Annotated in this window: 17 protein-coding genes; 7 read left to right on the top strand and 10 right to left on the bottom strand. The window is 71.8% G+C overall.

Features of this window, described 5'->3' with window-relative positions; genetic code table 11:
* The coding region (locus U874_RS0109070) for a biotin/lipoyl-containing protein (protein ID WP_029988082.1) at positions 1 to 318 on the bottom strand (318 nt) is incomplete at its 3' end.
* On the bottom strand, positions 318 to 2,507 hold the full coding sequence (locus U874_RS0109065; RefSeq protein ID WP_025134226.1) for a thiamine pyrophosphate-dependent enzyme: 2,190 nt from the start codon (positions 2,505 to 2,507) through the stop codon (positions 318 to 320). The genes U874_RS0109065 and U874_RS0109070, both read right to left, overlap by 1 nt.
* Before the next feature lie 358 nt (positions 2,508 to 2,865).
* Here U874_RS0109065 and U874_RS0109060 point away from each other — a divergent pair, with 358 nt between their 5' ends.
* The 4 genes from U874_RS0109060 (at position 2,866) to U874_RS0109045 (ending at position 6,564) form a co-directional block, all read left to right on the top strand.
* Positions 2,866 to 3,621, top strand: a complete 756-nt coding sequence (locus U874_RS0109060; protein WP_025134225.1) for an SDR family NAD(P)-dependent oxidoreductase — start codon at positions 2,866 to 2,868, stop codon at positions 3,619 to 3,621.
* A 53-nt stretch (positions 3,622 to 3,674) separates the two neighbouring features.
* On the top strand, positions 3,675 to 5,018 hold the full coding sequence (locus tag U874_RS0109055; protein ID WP_025134224.1) for an MFS transporter: 1,344 nt from the start codon (positions 3,675 to 3,677) through the stop codon (positions 5,016 to 5,018).
* An 18-nt stretch (positions 5,019 to 5,036) separates the two neighbouring features.
* Positions 5,037 to 5,795: an SDR family NAD(P)-dependent oxidoreductase gene (locus tag U874_RS0109050; RefSeq protein ID WP_025134223.1), complete on the top strand. Its 759-nt coding sequence runs from the start codon at positions 5,037 to 5,039 to the stop codon at positions 5,793 to 5,795.
* Positions 5,796 to 5,886: 91 nt separating this feature from the next.
* Entirely contained in the window at positions 5,887 to 6,564 is a 678-nt protein-coding gene (locus tag U874_RS0109045; protein ID WP_025134222.1) for a GntR family transcriptional regulator, read from the top strand.
* Between the two features lie 46 nt (positions 6,565 to 6,610).
* Here U874_RS0109045 and U874_RS0109040 read toward each other — a convergent pair whose 3' ends face one another.
* Positions 6,611 to 7,126 carry a VOC family protein gene (locus U874_RS0109040; RefSeq protein WP_025134221.1) on the bottom strand — a complete coding sequence of 172 codons (516 nt, stop codon included), beginning with the start codon at positions 7,124 to 7,126 and terminating at the stop codon, positions 6,611 to 6,613.
* 143 nt (positions 7,127 to 7,269) lie between these two features.
* Between U874_RS0109040 and dcd the strand changes: the two genes are divergently transcribed.
* Positions 7,270 to 7,875 (top strand): dCTP deaminase, encoded by a 606-nt coding sequence (gene dcd, locus U874_RS0109035; protein WP_025134220.1) that lies wholly within the window; start codon positions 7,270 to 7,272, stop codon positions 7,873 to 7,875.
* Between the two features lie 93 nt (positions 7,876 to 7,968).
* Here the strand turns inward: dcd and U874_RS0109030 are convergent, their stop codons facing one another.
* The 6 genes from U874_RS0109030 to U874_RS0109005 form a co-directional block, all read right to left on the bottom strand.
* The gene (locus U874_RS0109030; RefSeq protein WP_036058049.1) at positions 7,969 to 9,951 is read right to left on the bottom strand and encodes a cytochrome c oxidase assembly protein; all 1,983 of its coding nucleotides are present in this window, start codon (positions 9,949 to 9,951) and stop codon (positions 7,969 to 7,971) included.
* Between the two features lie 141 nt (positions 9,952 to 10,092).
* Positions 10,093 to 10,371, bottom strand: a complete 279-nt coding sequence (locus U874_RS0109025; RefSeq protein ID WP_025134218.1) for an HU family DNA-binding protein — start codon at positions 10,369 to 10,371, stop codon at positions 10,093 to 10,095.
* A 227-nt stretch (positions 10,372 to 10,598) separates the two neighbouring features.
* A complete protein-coding gene (gene rpsN / locus U874_RS0109020; protein ID WP_025134217.1) occupies positions 10,599 to 10,904 on the bottom strand; it encodes a 30S ribosomal protein S14 in 306 nt (101 codons plus the stop codon).
* Between the two features lie 2 nt (positions 10,905 to 10,906).
* Positions 10,907 to 11,074: a 50S ribosomal protein L33 gene (gene rpmG / locus U874_RS0109015; protein WP_025134216.1), complete on the bottom strand. Its 168-nt coding sequence runs from the start codon at positions 11,072 to 11,074 to the stop codon at positions 10,907 to 10,909.
* A complete protein-coding gene (rpmB, locus tag U874_RS0109010) occupies positions 11,074 to 11,310 on the bottom strand; it encodes a 50S ribosomal protein L28 (protein ID WP_025134215.1) in 237 nt (78 codons plus the stop codon). The genes rpmG and rpmB overlap by 1 nt, the downstream gene beginning before the upstream one ends.
* A gap of 193 nt (positions 11,311 to 11,503) precedes the next feature.
* Positions 11,504 to 12,133, bottom strand: coding sequence for a hypothetical protein (locus U874_RS0109005; RefSeq protein WP_025134214.1), 630 nt, complete (start codon positions 12,131 to 12,133; stop codon positions 11,504 to 11,506).
* 56 nt (positions 12,134 to 12,189) lie between these two features.
* On the opposite strand from U874_RS0109005, the gene U874_RS0109000 reads away from it, so the two are divergent.
* On the top strand, positions 12,190 to 13,002 hold the full coding sequence (locus U874_RS0109000; protein ID WP_025134213.1) for an SGNH/GDSL hydrolase family protein: 813 nt from the start codon (positions 12,190 to 12,192) through the stop codon (positions 13,000 to 13,002).
* A gap of 172 nt (positions 13,003 to 13,174) precedes the next feature.
* Positions 13,175 to 16,942, top strand: a complete 3,768-nt coding sequence (locus U874_RS0108995; protein ID WP_025134212.1) for an efflux RND transporter permease subunit — start codon at positions 13,175 to 13,177, stop codon at positions 16,940 to 16,942.
* A 118-nt stretch (positions 16,943 to 17,060) separates the two neighbouring features.
* Here the strand turns inward: U874_RS0108995 and U874_RS0108990 are convergent, their stop codons facing one another.
* Entirely contained in the window at positions 17,061 to 17,462 is a 402-nt protein-coding gene (locus U874_RS0108990; RefSeq protein WP_025134211.1) for a Fur family transcriptional regulator, read from the bottom strand.
* Positions 17,463 to 17,470 lie beyond the last annotated feature (8 nt).

Here is a 17,470-nt window from a genome sequence, read left to right as displayed (position 1 = left end):
AGCAGCAGCAGCAGCAGCAGGCGCAGGATCCGCCTCGCCCCCCACCCCCGCAGCCGCGAGCGCGGCCTCGAGGGACTCCCCCGCGACGGCAAGCACGGCGATCGGCGTGCCGACGGACGCGCTCGTGCCGGGCGCGAGCAGCGTCCCGGCAAGGGTGCCGGCGCTCTCGGCCTCGAACTCGACGGTCGCCTTCTCGGTCTCGATCTCCACGAGGGGCTGCCCCACGGCAACCTCCTCGCCGACGGCGACGAGCCAGCCGGCGATCCCGGCCGAATCCGTGCCGGTCGCGATCTCGGGCATGCGTACGATGATGGCCATCAGTTCCCTCCCAGTGCCTGGCGCACGCGCTCGAGCCCGGCGACCACTTCCTCGGTGCCGGCGATGGCGGCCCGCTCGAGCACCTTCGAGATGCTCGGGCTCGCCTCGCCGCCGGTGACGCGCTCGATCGGCTGATCCAGCCAGTCGAAGAAGCGCCGCTGGATCTCGTCCGCGAGCCAGGCGCCGTAGGCCGGGCCCTGCGCGCCCTGCTCGACGATGAGCACGGCGTTCGTCTTCCGGATGCTCTCGCCGATCGTCTCCCAGTCGAGCGACGCCCGGTCGAGCCACCGGAGGTCGATCACCTCGGCGTCGATCCCGGTCTCCTCCACGGCGGCGAGCGCGTGCTGCACCATCGAGAGGTAGGTGAGCACGGTCACGTCCGCGCCCGCGCGGCGGATCGCTGCGCTGCCGGGCGGGATGATGTAGTCGAGCTCGCCCGCGGGGACGCGGTCGGCTGCGCCGTAGAGGTCCATGTGCTCGATCACGAGCACGGGATCCTCGAGGGCGAGGGCCGCGTTCATGAGCCCCACGTAGTCGGCGGCCGAGGAGGCGGCGACGATGCGCCACCCAGCCTGCGTGGCGAAGATCCCGGCGGGGTCCATGAGGTGCTGCGAGCCGTAGCCGGATCCCATGGCGACCTTGGTGCGGAGCACGAGGGGCACGGCGTTGTTGTCGCCGAACATGTGGCGGGCCTTCCCGGCCTGGTTGAACACCTGGTCGGCGGCGACCCACATGAAGTCGGGGTACATGAACTCGACGATGGGGCGGATGCGGCCATCGAGGGCCGCGCCGGTCGCGAAGCCGAAGAAGGCGTTCTCGCTGATCGGCGTCCCGACGACGCGCTCGGGCCCGAACTGCTGCACGAGCCCCTTGGTGGCGCCGTTCGTGCCGCCGCCGAGGCGGTGCACGTCCTCGCCGAGCACGACGACCCGAGGGTCGTCTGCCATGCGGCGGGCCATCGTCTCGGCCACGGCGTCGACGAATTTGAGGTCGCGCCACTCGCCGCCGATCTCGGCGGGCTCGCGGGCGTCGAGGGCGTCGAGTTCGCTCGCGTCGCCGCGGATGCCGGTGTCGACGACGGCGGGATCGGGCCAGAGCGCGGGCACGATCCGGCGCTTACCCTCGCGCTCGGGGTCCTGCTCGACGAGCTTCGCGGCGGCGTCGGACATCGCCTGCTGCGCCTGCTCGCGCACGGCGTCGAGCTCGGCGTCGCTCGCGTGGCCGAGCTCTCGCATCTTGCGGGCGACGAGCGCGAGCGGATCGCGCGCGCGCCACTCGCGCTCCTCGTCCTTGGTCCGGTAGCCGAAGGCGCTCCCGGGGAAGGGCCCGTTCTGGTGGAAGAAGCGGTAGACCTCGGCCTCGATGATGGCGGGGCCCTCGCCGGCGCGCATGCGGGCGAGCGCGTCCTGGGTCGCGAGGTGCACGGCGAGCGGATCCATGCCGTCGACGCGCCAGGCGGGGATCGAGAAGCCCTGCCCGCGCACGGAGAAGCGGGTGTCGACAGACGCCTCGCTCGCGTGGGTGGAGACGGCGTAGAGGTTGTTCTCGATGAAGAACATCACGGGCGTGCGCCACGCGGCGGCGAGGTTCATCGATTCGAGCACGGAGCCGATCTGGCTGGAGCCGTCGCCAAAGTAGTTGATCGTGACGTCGTCGGTTCCGGCGAAGCGCTGCGCCCAGGCGTTGCCGCCCGCGAGCGGTGCGCCGCCGCCCACGATCGCGTTCGTGCCGAGGGCGCCGGCTTCGAGCCACTGGAGGTGCATCGAGCCGCCGCGCCCGCCGGAGAAGCCGGCCGCGAGGCCGAGGATCTCAGAGAGCGTGCGGTCGAGCATGGTCTGCATGGGCGCGTCGACGAGCCGGTCGAGGGCGAGTGCGCCGTCGGCGACGTGCGTGATCGCCTTGGCAAGGAACTGGTGGTGGCCGCGATGCGAGCCGTTCACGCCGTCGCTCGAGCGGAGCGTGAGGATCGAGCCGACGGCGCCGCCCTCCTGGCCGATGCTGGAGTGGGCGGGCCCGTGCACGAGGCCGGCCCCGGCGAGCTCGAGCACCGTCTCCTCGAAGGCCCGGATGAGGTGCATCTCCCCGAGCATGGTGGCGAGCAGCTGCGGATCGGCCTGCTTCCAATCGGCATCGGTCGTGGTCAGCTCGACCCAGGACACCCCGGTCTCGAGCTTGCGGCGTCTTGGCATGTGTCTCTCCGTCTGTGCGTCAGCGCTGGCGCTGGGGATCGGCGCGCACGGCTTGGGCCCGGCACGCCTCGGTCAGCAATTGGATACATTAGATCATCCCGGCGCGGATGCACAACACGCGCATCCGGCACAGGTGAGGCACAGCAGCGACCCAGCCGGATCCCGCGATTTCCGACGGTACCGCGCGAATCCGCTCGAATCTTCCGAGATTCTCGGGATCGTGTCTTGCGCGGCCCGCCGGGTGAGATAAGGTTGCAGCTCGGAGCAGTTTGGATACATTGATCTGATCCCCCGAGCGGCACGCCAGAACGGCGCAGGCCCCGGAGCAGATCGCAGGCGCACACGCAAAGGAGCACTCATGAGCGGCACCACCTTCGACTTCCGCGAGACCGTCGCGGTCATCACGGGCGCGGCCGGCGGGATCGGCAGCACGCTCGCCGAGCTGCTCGTGCGCTCGGGCGGCACTGTCGTGCTCGCCGATCTCGACGGGGAGGCCGTCGCCGCCCGCGCCGCGGAGCTCGGGGAGCTCCCGGGCCGCGCCGTCGGCGTCGCGCTCGACGCGGCGGATCCCGAGAGCATCGACCGCCTCATCGACTTCACCCGGCGCGAGTTCGGGCGCATCGACGCTCTCGTGCCCTCGGCGGGCATCTACCCCGAGTCCCTCGTCGTCGATACGGCGGACGAGCTGTGGCGGCGCGTGCACCAGGTCAACCTCGAGGGCGTCTTCCTCCTCACGAAGCGCGCGATCCCGCTCATGGCCGCTGGCTCGGCGATCGTCACCCTCACCTCCGTCGCCGGCCACCGCGGCAGCCACGGCCACGCGCACTACTCCGCGAGCAAGGGCGGCCTGATCGCCTTCACCCGCTCCCTCGCGCTCGAACTCGGCCCGAGCGGGATCCGCGTCAACGCCGTCTCCCCCGGCATCATCGACACGGCGATGACCGCAGACGCCCGCGCAACCCAGGGCGAGCAGTGGATCGCGGCGACGCCGCTCCGCCGCGACGGCACTCCCGCGGAGGTCGCCTCGGCGATCGCCTTCCTGCTCAGCGATGCCGCGAGCTTCGTCCACGGGGAGGTCGTGCACGTGAACGGCGGCCTCTTCATGGCGGGCTGACCCGCCCCATCACCTCAGTGATCATCACCGGCGCTCATCACGAAAGGACCCCCATGAGCTCATCCCAGACCGCTGCGCCCGCAGCGGCTCCCCCGACGCCCGAGCAGCTGCAGAACGCCCGCAACGCGGCGACCTCCGGCTTCGTCGGCACCACGCTCGAGTACTACGACTTCTACATCTTCGCGACGGCGGCCGCACTCTACCTGCAGCCGCTGTTCTTCCCCGCCGAGGGCGGCGCCGGGCAGATCTTCGCGCTCGCCACCGTCGGCGTCTCCTACGTGACGCGCCCGCTCGGCGCGATCATGTGGGGCTGGCTCGGCGACGTCCTCGGGCGCAAGACCGCGCTCATGGCGTGCATCGTGATGATGGGCGTCGCGACGTTCATCATCGGCATCGTGCCCACCTACGCGACGATCGGCATGTGGGCCCCCGTGCTCATCGTGCTCATGCGCCTGCTGCAGGGCCTCTCGGCGGGCGGCGAGTCGCCCGGCTCGGCCTCGCTGTCGATGGAGACGGCCCCCGAGCATCGCCGCGGCTTCTTCGCGAGCTGGACGATCGCGGGCGCGACGGCGGGCCTCGTGCTCTCCTCAGCGATCTTCATCCCCCTGAACATGCTCCCCGAGGAGTTCATGCTCTCCTTCGGCTGGCGCATCCCCTTCCTGCTCAGCATCCTCGTGACGATCGTCACCGTCTTCATGCGCCGCCGCCTGAAGGAGCCCGAGGTGTTCGAGGAGGCGCAGGCCCAGGAGCAGACGGTGAAGGTGCCGCTGTTCCACCTGCTGAAGAACTACCCGCTCACCATGCTGCGCATCGCGGGCATGGCGCTCTTCCTCCTCATGGTCGGCCTGTTCAGCACGTTCTCGCTGTCCTACGGCACGCAGGTCGCCGGGATCTCGAACGGCGAGATGCTCGCGCTCATCACCGTCTCGAACCTCGGCACGCTCGTGATGATCCCCTTCCTCGGCCACGTCTCGGACCGGATCGGCCGCCGCCCCGTCTTCATCAGCGGGTGCGTGGGCATGATCGTGCTCGTCATCGCGTACTTCGCCGCACTCTCGCACGCGAGCCCCGGCAACACCTGGCTCGTCTGGGTGCTCGGGATCCTGCTCATGTCGTTCGCCTACGCCGGCGCCAACGGCATCTACCCGTCGTTCTTCCCGGAGCAGTTCCCCGCGCAGGTGCGCTACAGCGGCATGGCGATCAGCCTGATGCTCGGCCTCGTGCTCGCGGGCTTCGCCCCGGCGATCGCGCAGGCGATCAACGGCGACGCGAACAACTGGCTCGGCGTCTCGCTCTTCGCGGCCGGCGGGATCGCGGTTTCGGCGCTCTGCGCCTTCCTCACCCCCGAGACCGCGAAGATCCCCACGGCCGAGCTCGGCCAGCGGACGCGGCGCTAGGCCGGGAGGAGCACTGGCATGACGACACCGTCCCGCCCCGTCGCCCTCATCACCGGGGGCGCCTCCGGGCTCGGCCTCGCCTGCGCGGAGCGCTGGGCGTCCCAGGGCGGGGCGGTCGTGCTCGCCGACCGCGACGCGGATCAGCTCCGCGTCGCGGTCGCCGCGCTCGGCGCGGACCGCGCGCGCGGCGTCGCGTGCGACGTGACCGACGCGGCCTCGGTCGACGCCGCCGTGGCGAGCGTTCGCGCGACCGAGGCGCGCCTCGACAGCGTCATCAACTCTGCGGGGATCGCGCGACCCGAGCCGAGCGAGCGCATCACCGACGCGGCGTTCTCCGCGCTCCTCGACATCCACGTGACCGGCACGATGCGCGTCTGCCGCGCCGCGTACCCCGCACTCCGGGAGACGCGCGGCTCGATCGTCACGGTCGCGAGCGTCGCCGCGTTCGCCGGGATGCCCGGCCGCGCGGCCTACACCGCGGCCAAGGCCGCCGTGACGGGGCTCACCCGCACGCTCGCCGTCGAGTGGGCGGCGAGCGGGGTGCGGGTCAACGCGATCGCTCCCGGCTACGTGCGCACGGCGCTCACCGACCGGCTCATCGCGCGCGGCGAACTCGACCCTTCCACGATCCTCGCCCGCACCCCGCAGGGCCGATTCGCGGAGCCCGCCGAGATCGCCGCGGCCGTGCAGTTCCTCGCCGGCCCGGACGCCTCGTTCGTCACCGGGCACACCCTGCTCGCCGACGGCGGGCTCACCGTCGGCGGCGACTGGTACTGAGCCGCGCGACGCGCCGCATCCGCGCGGAGAAACGCTACGATCCATTGAGGAGCACCCGGCTCCTCGCAGACAGCCCCTGGAGCGCCCACCGATGACGGCTCGACCCGCACGCTCGATCAGCGCCAGCGAGCGCGTCGCCTCGGACCTGCGCCGCATGATCCTCGCGGGCGAGATCCTCCCCGGGGAGCGCATCGTCCAGGAGGACCTCGCCGAACGCTTCGGCGCGAGCCGCCTCCCCGTGCGGGACGCGCTGCGCCTGCTCGAGGCGGAGGGCCTCGTCACCCTCGTCGCGAACACGGGCGCGTGGGTGGCGAAGCTGAGCCTCGAGGAGTGCGAGGAGGTCTACCAGATCCGCGAGCGCGTCGAGCCGCTCCTCGTGCGCATGAGCGTGCCTGGCCTCGACGCCGCGGCGATCGCCCGGCTCCACGAGCTCGTCGACGCGATGCGCGAGACGAGCAGCATCGAGGAGTTCCTGCGCCTCGACCGCGACTTCCACAGCCTGAGCTACTCGGGCGCCGAGACGGGCATGCTCGGCGACTTCGTCGCGCGCCTCTGGAACACGACGCAGCACTACCGACGCGCGTTCTCGGAGATCTACGGCGTGCACACGAACCGCGCCGTGCACCTCGAGCACGAGCTGCTCGTGCTCGCGATCGAGCGCGGCGACGTCGACGAGGCCGAGCGCATCGTGCACGCGCACATCCGCCGCACGCGCCTGAGCCTCGCGCAGCACCCGGAGATCTTCCAGGAGGCCGGCTCCCCCGACTAGGGCCGCCGGCAGACCGCCCGGCGCATCCCGCCGCACCGCGCGGCGGTTACGCGCGCGTGTCCCAGAGCCGCACCGGGGCGTCGGCCTCGTACGCTTTCCCCTCCGGGAAGCTGACCAGCTCGAACTGCATGCCCCACGGTGCCAGGAAGTACACCCAGCGCTGCCCAGCGCTCGCGCCCGAGCTTGAGGTCGGGCTGCCGAGCACCCGCACGCCGCGGGACTCGAGGAAGCGCACCGCCTCGTCGAGGTCGTCGACGTAGAAGCCCACGTGGTGCCCGCCCACGTCGCTGTTGCGCGGCGGCACGGCGGCGGCGTCCGGCGCCTCGTACTCGAACACCTCGAAGTTGGTGCCATTGCCGCAGCGGTAGAAGCGGATCTCGCGCATCACCGTCGCGTCGTCCACGTTCAGGTGCTCGCTCATCCAGCTGCCCTCGGGCAAGAACGGCCCCAGGCTGTAGACGTGCGCGCAGCCGAGGATCTCGGTGAAGAACTCGTGCGCCTCCGCCATGTCGGGAACGGTCACTCCGATGTGGTCTGCGCCGCGCAGTCCGGGCACGCCCATGTCGCCATCCTCTCGCCGGCTCTGGCACGCGGGGCGGCGGGCCCGTCCCCACCCTCCGATTGTATCCAGCCGCAGGAACCGGCCGCGCCCGCGGCCCCACCCAGGCTCCCGGAGCCGCCCCCGCGCCGGGTAGAATCGATCCCGTGCTGCTTTCTGACCACGACATCAACGCCGAACTCGCGTCGGGCCGAATCCAGCTGTCCCCGAGCGATGCCTCGATGGTGCAGCCCTCGAGCGTCGACGTGCGCCTCGACCGCTACTTCCGGCTCTTCGACAACCACAAGTACGCCGTGATCGATCCGGCCGAGGAGCAGCCCGAGCTGACGCGCCTCATCGAGGTCGATCCCGCGGAGGGCTTCATCCTCCACCCCGGCGAGTTCGTGCTCGGCTCGACCTACGAGCAGGTCGGCCTCCCCGACGACGTCGCGGCTCGGCTCGAGGGCAAGAGCTCGCTCGGACGCCTCGGCCTGCTCACGCACTCCACGGCCGGCTTCATCGACCCCGGCTTCGAGGGCCACGTGACGCTCGAGCTGTCGAACGTCGCCACCCTGCCGATCCGCCTGTGGCCCGGCATGAAGATCGGGCAGCTCTGCTTCTTCCGCCTGTCCTCCCCCGCGGATCGCCCGTACGGCGCCGGGGCGACGTACTCTCGCTACCTTGGCCAGCGCGGGCCCACCGCGTCGCGCTCGCACCTGAACTTCCACCGCGCCGACGTCACCGCGACCGACGCGGGCGCCCCCGGCGCGTAGGGCGCGTAGGGCGCGTCGGGCGCGGGACGCCGCAGCGCCGGATCCCGCTGCGCGGCGAGCGCTGCGCTGCCTGGCCCGGCGAGCGCTGCGCGGCTAGCGCTGCGCGATCCGGCCGTCGCGCTTCGCCTGCGCGGCGAGCATCTCGTTGTAGGCGACGAGCTCGGCGTCCCCCGAGCGATCGGCGGCGCGGTCCTTGCGCTTCTGCTCCTTGTCGTCGCTGCGCGACCACTGCACGGCGACCACGAGCGCGAGCGCGAGCGTCGGCAGCTCGCCGATGCCCCAGGCGATCCCGCCGCCCGTCGACTGATCCTCGAGCGGCGTCGCGCCCCAGGTGCGGCCCATCGCGCCGTACCAGTCGGCGAGCATGAGGGCGTCGCCCGTCATGATGGTCACGCCGAAGAAGGCGTGCGAGGCCATCGTCGCGAAGAGCGTGACGAGTCGCAGCGGGTACGGGAAGCGGTAGGGCACGGGGTCGATCCCGATCATCGACAGGCTGAAGAGGTAGCCGGAGATCAGGAAGTGGATGATCATCCACTGGTGGCCGAGGTGCTCGGACGCCGCCCAGCGGGCGATGGGCGTGAAGTAGAACACCCAGAGCGAGCCGGCGAAGACGACGGCCGCGACGGCGGGGTGCGTGATGACCTTCGAGTACGGCGTCTGCACGGCCCAGAGGATCCACTCGCGGCCGCCCCACGAGCCGTCGTGGCGCTTCTCGGTGGCCCGCAGTGCGAGCGTCACGGGAGCGCCGAGCACGAGCAGGAGCGGGATCAGCATCGTGAGCGCCATGTGGCCCAGCATGTGCGTGCTGAAGAGGTACTGCTCGTAGGCGTTGAGCGCGCCGTTCGTCGTGTAGAAGAGGAACGCGATGCCGAGGATCCAGGGGATCGTGCGGCCGATGGGCCAGCGGTCGCCGCGGCGGGCGAGTCGGATCACCGCGCCGAGGTAGAGCGCGAGGCCGAACACGCACACGAGCGCCCAGGCGAGGTCGAACTTCCACTCGGTGAGGTAGCTCATGGGCGTGAGCTCGGGCGGCAGCGGATCGCCCGTGAGCCACTCGGCGGGGCTCACCTTGCTGCCGCCGTCGCGCAGCGGCTCGAACGACACCGGGGTCGCGGTGCGGCCGAGGGCGCCGGCCACGCCGCTCGCGATGCCCATCACCGCGAGCTCCGCGATGACGAACCACGCGAACGCGCCGCGGCCGCGATCCGAATCGGCGATCCGCGGGATGAGGCGCGTGCGCTGGATCGCGCCGAAGATGCCGAGGGCGACGAGCGCCGCCGTCTTGAGCAGCACGAGCTTGCCGTAGCCCGTGCCGAACAATGCGTCGAGCGTGCCCACGCGCAGCCAGGCGCTCACGACGCCCGAGGCCGAGACGCCGATGAAGGCGAAGAGCGCGAGCGTGGAGTAGCGCGAGGTGAGGAGCGAGAGCCGCTTCCGGTCGACAACGAACGCCACGAAGATGAGGGTGAGCAGGCCGCCCAGCCAGATGGCGGCGCCCACGAGGTGCACGAGGAGCGAGTTCACGGCCTGCGCGTGGCCCGAGGCGCCTGCCGCGTGGCCCTGCTGCGCGAGCGGGAGCGCCGTGACGAGCGCGGCGACGAGCACGAGGAGGGTGAGCTTGCGGCCGCGGATCGCGAAGGCGAGCACCGTGGTGACCGCGGCGAGGAGGAGCTCGAGCAGCCACAGCTGGCCGAGCTCGATCTCGGTGACGAACTGCGCGAGGCCGGCGCCGAAGGTCGAGTCGCCGGAGAACGGGAGACCCGAGAGGTCGACGTAGGTGAAGATGAGGGTTGCCGCGCTCGCGACCGTGAGCACGGCCGCCGAGCCCGCGGCGAGGTCGAGGGCCACCCGCGTCTCGGCCTTCTCGCTCGCGAGCGCCCACACCGCCATCACGACGGAGCCGATGAGGCCCGCCATCGCGACGTTGACGATGGTGCGCGCCGTGGGAACCGCGAAGCGGATGAAGGTGCCGGGATCGGCGAGGGTGCGCTCCGCCGCGGCGCCGCCGATCGCGAGGCCGACGAGCAGGGCCGCGAGGGTCGCCGCGAGCAGGATGGCAGGGGCGAGAACACGCATAAACCGAGGCACGCATCTAGCCTACGTCCTCCCCGGTGTGAGCCAGATCAGCGCCCGACGGCTGGGCCGGGGCGGCTCAGCTCCGGACAAACGACAGCACCCCCGCGGCGAGGCCGCGGGGGTGCTGATCGGGAGGCGTGATTACTTCACGGCAGCCTTGAGCTTCGAGCCGACCGACACCTTGACGCGCTTGCCAGCGGGGATGTCGATGGTCTCGCCGGTGCGGGGGTTGCGGCCGGTGCGTGCGGCGGTGGTCGCGGTCTCGAACGAGATCCAGCCGGGGATCGACACCTTCTCGCCCGCGGCGACGGTGTCGGAGACAGCGGCGAACAGCCCGTCGATCACGCTGGAAACGGCGGCCTGGCTCTGGCCGGTCTCAGCGGCGATCTTAGCGACAAGCTCGGTCTTGTTGAGTGCCATGTTGTGTCCTTCCAGGGCGACGACACCTAGTGGCCGAGCCCCTGATCTGGTTCAGGTGTCCCACCGATTTGGAGGGTCCGATCGGTTGATCGCTACGAATCTACCCCAGATCGGCGACTTTCCGCGGATCTGGAGAGGGATTTCTCAGTCCGGCGTGTCGCTGGGAACACAAAAGCGGGCGCGGACCCCTCAGGATCCACGCCCGCTTCAGTGTTGCGGACCGGTGCTTACCAGCTCGACTTGGTGATGCCGGGCAGCTCGCCGCGGTGCGCCATGTCGCGGAAACGCACACGCGAGACGCCGTACTTCGTCAGCACGCCACGGGGACGGCCGTCGATGACGTCGCGGCTGCGCACGCGCACGGGCGAAGCGTTGCGGGGGAGCTTCTGCAGGCCCACGCGAGCGGCCTCGCGGCTCTCGTCGGTCCCGTTGGGGTCCACGAGGGCCTTCTTCAGCTCGAGACGCTTCTCGGCGTAGCGCGCAACGATGGCCTGACGCTGCTTGTTCTTGGCGATCATGCTCTTCTTAGCCATGCTTAGCGCTCCTCTCGGAAATCAACGTGCTTGCGGACCACCGGGTCGTACTTCTTGAGCACGAGGCGGTCGGGGGTGTTGCGGCGGTTCTTCTTGGTCACGTACGTGAACCCGGTCCCTGCCGTCGAGCGGAGCTTGATGATCGGACGTACGTCCTTGTCCTTCGCCATTAGAACTTCACCCCACGCTTCTGCAGATCAGCAACCACAGCCTCGATGCCACGGGCATCGATCACCTTGATGCCCTTGACCGACAGGGTGAGCGTCACCTTGCGGCCGAGCGAGGGCACGAAGTAGGTCTTCTTCTGGATGTTCGGATCGAACCGACGCTTGGTGCGACGGTGCGAGTGCGAAATGTTGTGTCCGAAGCCGGGAACGGCTCCGGTCACCTGGCACACTGCTGCCATGATGTTTCCTCTCATACCGTGAGGCCGGACGGCCTCACCCAAGATTTCTTGTCTGCACGGGCCGCCTCTCGCGCTCGACCGGAATCGAGCACGGGCGAACACACCCGCGCGGTCTGTGCACTGGGACGGCGCACAGCCAAGGGGAAAGCTTACGCGATCGCCGGGATCAACGCAAGCCGGGCGTGTCGCACGCCTAGCCGAGCAGTGCCCCCGCGAGCAGCACGAGGAGCAGCCCCGCGACGCTCGCGGCGATCGTCTCCGGGCCGCCCTGGCGCACGAACATGGAGGGCACGCGGACCGTGGCCCAGCGGGGATCCGCGGCGATCGCGTGCAGCGTATCCGCGGGCACCCGGTCGTCGAGGATCGCGATGTCGGGATGGCTGGGATCGAGCACGACCGCGGCCGCGGCGCCGCGCTCGATGCCGTAGCGCAGCGGCAGGAGCGCGTACACGCTCCGCGGCGGCGCGTGCTGCGGCAGCACGTGGAGGATCGCGAGGCGCGCGGGCTCCTGCGCGCCCGGCCACACCATCGTGGCGACCTGGCCGACCCCGCGGCCGAACACACGGTGCACGCGCGCCGGGGCGGGCTCGCCGGGCGCGTAGCCGGCGGAGATGAGCTGGGCGCGCTGCGCCGCGCGGGTGATCACGCGGCTCACCATGCGCTCGGAGACGACGAGGTTCACGACGAGCACGAGCAGCACGAGGCCCGCGGCGATCACGGCGAGCGGCGTGCCGCGCGCCGCAGACAGGAGGATCACGCCGAGCATGGCGCCGAGAAGGGCGCCCGCCCCGATTCCGAACACACGCTGCCCCGACCACTCCATCGCCCCATCCTCGCACGCTCCGCTGCGGATCCGCCCCGCGGGCGTAGGGTGGAGGCGTGAGCGAGCACGAGGAGCAGGCAGCGATCCGCTACGTCGCGATCGGCGACAGTTTCACGGAGGGCGTGGGCGACGAGCAGCCGGACGGCTCGGTGCGCGGCTGGGCCGACCTCGTGGCGCAGGGCCTCGCCGACGCGAGCGGCCGGCCCGTGCAGTACGCGAACCTCGCGATCCGCGGCCGCCTGCTCGGCCCCATCGTGCGCGAGCAGCTCGAGCCGGCGATCGCGCTCGCGCCCACGCTCCTGAGCTTCAACGGCGGCGGCAACGACATGCTCCGCCCGGGAACCGATCTCGCGCGGATCGCGCAGGAGACCGAGCAGGCGCTCCGCCGCATCCAGGACGCGGGGATCGAGCCGCTCCTCCTCGCCGGGGCGAACCCGACGGGCGGGCTGCCGGGCGGCGGGCGCGTGCGCCAGAAGGGCGACGAGCTGACGGCCGCCGCTGGCGCGATCGCTGCGCGGCTCGGGATCCGCTTCGCGGACAACTGGAACGACGCGGAGCTCGCGGGACGGCAGTACTGGTCGACCGACCGCCTGCACCTCGCGCCCATCGGCCACCACCGCGTCGCGGCGAACGTGCTGCGCGCGCTCGGCCACCCGGCCCCGGGCGAGTGGGTGCTCGACGCCGCCCCCGTGGGCGCGCCCACCACGCGCGAGCAGCTGCGCTACACCCGCGAGCACGTGGTGCCGTGGATCCAGCGCCGGCTCACGGGGCGGTCGAGCGGCGACGGCCGCACGGCGAAGTTCGCGGACTGGGTGTGGGTGCACCCGCGCGCCACGGCCGACCCGGGCTCCACCCCCGCCGCGCCGTAATTCATCCCGGGGGACCACCCGCGTCGTACCAGGGGACGATGCGGGGGGCCCGCGGGGACCGACAGAGTGGAATTCTCGACCGTTCTGCCCTGCCTCGTGCGGCCGAGCTCGGCCCGCGCACGGGTCGCGCGGGCGGCCTGCGCCGCCCGGAGGCCGCACCCCGAAAGGCCCCATGTCCTTCCTCACCCGCACCAGCCTGAGAAACCGGCTGATCGTCGGGCTCACCACCCTCGCGGTGGCCGTGCTCGGCGTGTTCTCCATGAGCGCGCTCAAGCAGGAGCTCATGCCGTCCATGCAGGTTCCGATGGCGTTCGTCTCGGTGCAGACGCCCGGGCTCGCCCCCGAGGAGCTCGCGCGCACGGTCACGGAGCCGACCGAGCAAGCGCTGAGCGCCGTCCCCGGAGTGACGAAGGTCTCGTCCACGACGTCGAGCGGCTCCGCGGACATCATGGTGGAGTGGCCGTTCGGCAGCGACGACGAGACGCTCGCGAAGATCCGCGCCGCCGCCGACGCGCTGAAGCCCGCCTTCCCGCAGGGCACCGAGGTGTCCGTGTTCTCGGGCGGGGCCGACGACATGCCCGCGATGGTGCTGAGCGCCGGCTCGGACACCGATCCGGCGAAATTCGGTGACGCGCTCGCGCAGTCCGTCGTGCCGGCGCTGCAGGGCGTCGATGGCGTGCAGAAGGTGACGCTGTCCGGGCGCGAGGAGCAGCGGGTGATGATCGACCTGCGGCCCGCCGATGTGGCCCGCCTGAAGGTCGACCCCGCGGCGATCGGTCCCGTGCTCGAGTCGCACGGCGCCGCGCTCCCCGCCGGCCAGGCGGAGTCGCCCGACGGCCCGCTGTCCGTCACCGTCGGCACGGCGCTCAGCTCGGTCGAGGAGATCGCGGCGCTGCCGATCACGGCGGAGGATCGCGTGGTGCGGCTCGACGACTTCGCCGACGTGCACTCGGAGACCGTGCCCGCCGAGTCGATCTCGCGCGTCAACGGGAAGCCCGCGCTCACGCTGCAGGTCTCGCCCGGGCAGGGCGCGAACGTCGTCGAGATCTCGCACGGGGTGAACGCCGAACTCGAACGGCTCGCGCCGGGCCTCCACGCCGAGTTCGTCACGATCTTCGACCAGGCACCGTACATCGAGCAGTCGATCCACGATCTCTCGGTCGAGGGCGGGCTCGGCCTCCTCTTCGCCGTGCTCGTGATCCTCGCGTTCCTCGGCTCGTGGCGCTCGACGCTGATCGCCGCGGTCTCGATCCCGCTCTCCCTGCTCATCACGCTCGTGGGCCTCTGGTGGAGCGGCAACACCCTGAACATCCTGACGCTCGGCGCGCTCACGATCGCCATCGGCCGCGTGGTCGACGACTCGATCGTGGTCATCGAGAACATCTCGCGCCGCCGCGGATCCGGCCCGCTCACGATCGAGGGCGTCGTGGCCTCGGTGAAGCAGGTCGCCGGCGCGATCACCGCGTCGACGCTCACCACCGTGGCCGTGTTCCTGCCGATCGCCTTCGTGTCCGGCATGGCGGGGCAGATGTTCCGCCCGTTCGCCATCACCGTGACGATCGCGCTGCTCGCCTCGCTGCTCGTGGCGCTCACGATCGTGCCCGTGCTCGCCTTCTGGTTCATGCGCGGCCAGGAGCGCCGCGCGGCGGCAGCAGGCACGGTAGACGCGGCAGGCACCGCCGACGCAGCCACCGCGGACACCGCCGTCGTCGCCGAGGCCGAGCAGCACTCCGACCTCGACGAGATCCACACGGCGCCGGATCGCCTGCAGCGCGCGATCATGCCCGTGCTGGGCGCGACGCGACGGCACCCCGTGATCACGCTCGTCTCCTCGGTGCTGATCCTCGTGGGCACGCTCGGCATGAGCAGCCTCATCCCGACCGACTTCCTCGGCTCCTCCGGGAACGAGAGCCTGCAGCTCGTGCAGACGCCGCCCACCACGGAGGACGGCGACCTCGTCGCCGCCGCCGAGCCCGTCGAGGCGGCGCTCGGGAAGATCTCCGGCGTGCGCGACGTCACAACGACGATCCCGGTCGGCACGGCCGGCTCGCCCACGTCGATCACCTACGACGTGCAGCTCGCCGAGGACGCGGACGTCGACCGCGTGAGCGACGAGGCCCAGGCCGCCGTCGACGCGCTGCAGGACGCGGGCGAGGTGCAGGTGCTCACGCAGGACGCCTTCGTCGGCGGTTCCGGCGGCTCCGGCATCGCGCTGCAGATCCGGGGCAACGACCCCGTCGCGCTCCGCGAGGCGAGCGAGCTGCTCGAGAAGCAGCTCTCGGGCGAGCGCGGCGTGCGCTCCGTGCGGAGCGAGCTCGCGGGTGAGCAGCCCGTCGTCCGCGTCGTGCTCGACGAGGCGAAGGCCGCGCAGCTCGGCTTCGACCCCGCGTCCGTGGCCCGCGCCGTGCAGGAGGCCCTCGAGGGCCAGCGCGTGGGGCAGATCATGCTCGAGGGCCGCGATCGCGATATCGTCGTGCGCACCCCGGGTGCGGAGCGCACCGCCGCCCAGCTCGGCGAACTCCAGCTGCCCGTCACCCCGCAGCAGACGGCGCAGGCCCAGAAGGCCGCGGCCGACGCCCTCCAGGCGAAGGCGGAGACCGAGGCCGAGAACGCCCGCGTCAAGGCGGATTCCGAGCTGAACAGCCAGATCGCCGAGGCCGCGGCCCAGCGCGGCGAGCTCGTCGCGCAGCTCGGTGAGCTGAACGCGCAGCTCGCGCAGCTGAGCGCGCTGCCCGTGATCCCCGAGGACCCCCGCACCCCCTCCGAGGAGGCGGAGATCCGGGCGCAGCAGGAGCGCGCCGAGCAGCTCGCCGCCCTCCAGGGCGCGATCGCCGGAGCGCAGGGCGGCATCGAGGGACTCGATCAGCAGCTCGTCAGCCTCCGCGAGGCGCGCGCCCAGGCGGCGACCCAGCTCGCCGAGCAGCAGGCGGCCGAGGCCGAGCAGAAGGCCGCGACCGAGGTCACCGGCACCTCGCTGCCCCTCAGCGCGATCGCGACCGTGAGCGAGGAGCTCACGGCCCCGGTGATCACGCGCGCGGACGGCGAGCGCCAGGTGAGCCTCACCGTCGAGCCGAAGAAGGGGCAGCTCGACGCGGCCACCGCCGCGATCGACCGCGCCATCGCCGACACCGAGCTGCCGGCCGGCGTGAGCTTCGAGCTCGGCGGCGTGAGCGCGGAGCAGGACGAGGCGTTCACCCAGCTCGGCGCGGCCATGCTCGGGGCGATCATGCTCGTGCTGCTCGTGATGGTGGCCACGTTCCGCAGCTTCCGCGGACCGCTCGTGCTGCTCATCTCGATCCCGTTCGCGGCGACCGGCGCGATCCTCGGCCTCCTCATCACGGGCACCCCGCTCGGCCTGCCGGCCCTCATCGGCCTGCTCATGCTGATCGGCATCGTGGTGACGAACGCGATCGTGCTCATGGACCTCGTGAACCGCCTGCGCGAGGCCGGGGCGAGCCTCGAGGAGGCCGTCGAGCACGGCACCCGCCTGCGGCTGCGCCCGATCCTCATGACGGCCGCGGCGACGATCTTCGCGCTGATCCCGATGTCGCTCGGGCTCACGGGCGGCGGCGTCTTCATCTCGAAGCCGCTCGCGATCGTCGTGATCGGCGGGCTCGTCTCCTCGACGCTGCTCACGCTGATCCTCGTGCCGATCCTCTACACGCTCATCGAGCGCCGCCGCGAGAAGAAGCTCGCGAAGCGCGCCGAGCGCCGGGAGCGCCGCCTCGCCCTCGCCGCCGGGATCGAGCCGAGCAGCCGCGCCGACGACGCCGATGAGGCGCGCGCCGCGCAGGAGTCGATCGCCTCCGAGAAGCGGGCGGCCCGGGCCGAGGCGAAGGCCGCGAAGCGCGAGGCGAAGGCCGAGCGCCGGGCGGCGCGCGGCACCCGACGCGGGCGCCGTCCCGACGAGCCGACCGAGTTCACCGAGACCGGCGAGTAGCGGCGAGGAGCGGCGAAACGCGACCGGGGCCGGGTGCGGCGGGAGATCCCCGCGGCACCCGGCCCCGGTGCGTTCGGGGCGTCCCGGTGCGTTCGGCGCACCCCGGCGCGTGCGGCGCCTAGGCCGAGCGCGCCGCCCGGCAGCGCGCGCAGAGCCCGAACAGGTCGACGACGTGCTCGATCTCCGAGAAGCCGTGCTCGGCGCCCACCCGCTGCGTCCACTCCTCGACGACCGTCGCGGAGAGCTCGCGGGTGTCTCCGCAGCTGCGGCAGATGAGGTGGTGGTGGTGCCCCTGCGTGGCGCACGAGCGGAACAGGTTCTCCCCCTCGGGCGACTGCAGCGAGTCGGCCTCGCCCGTCTCCACGAGCCCCGCGAGGTTGCGGTAGACCGTGGCGAGCCCGATCGTTGAGCCGCCGTCGCGGAGCGACTGGTGCAGCTGCTGGGCGCTCACGAATCCGTGGGCCTCGGCGAGCGTCGCGCGCACGGCCTCACGCTGCCAGGTGTTGCGTTTCGGCTGCATGTCGCGAT

This window comes from Leucobacter sp. PH1c (assembly GCF_000633415.1).
Classification (GTDB): domain Bacteria; phylum Actinomycetota; class Actinomycetes; order Actinomycetales; family Microbacteriaceae; genus Leucobacter.
This window is presented reverse-complemented; position numbering and strand designations above follow the sequence as displayed.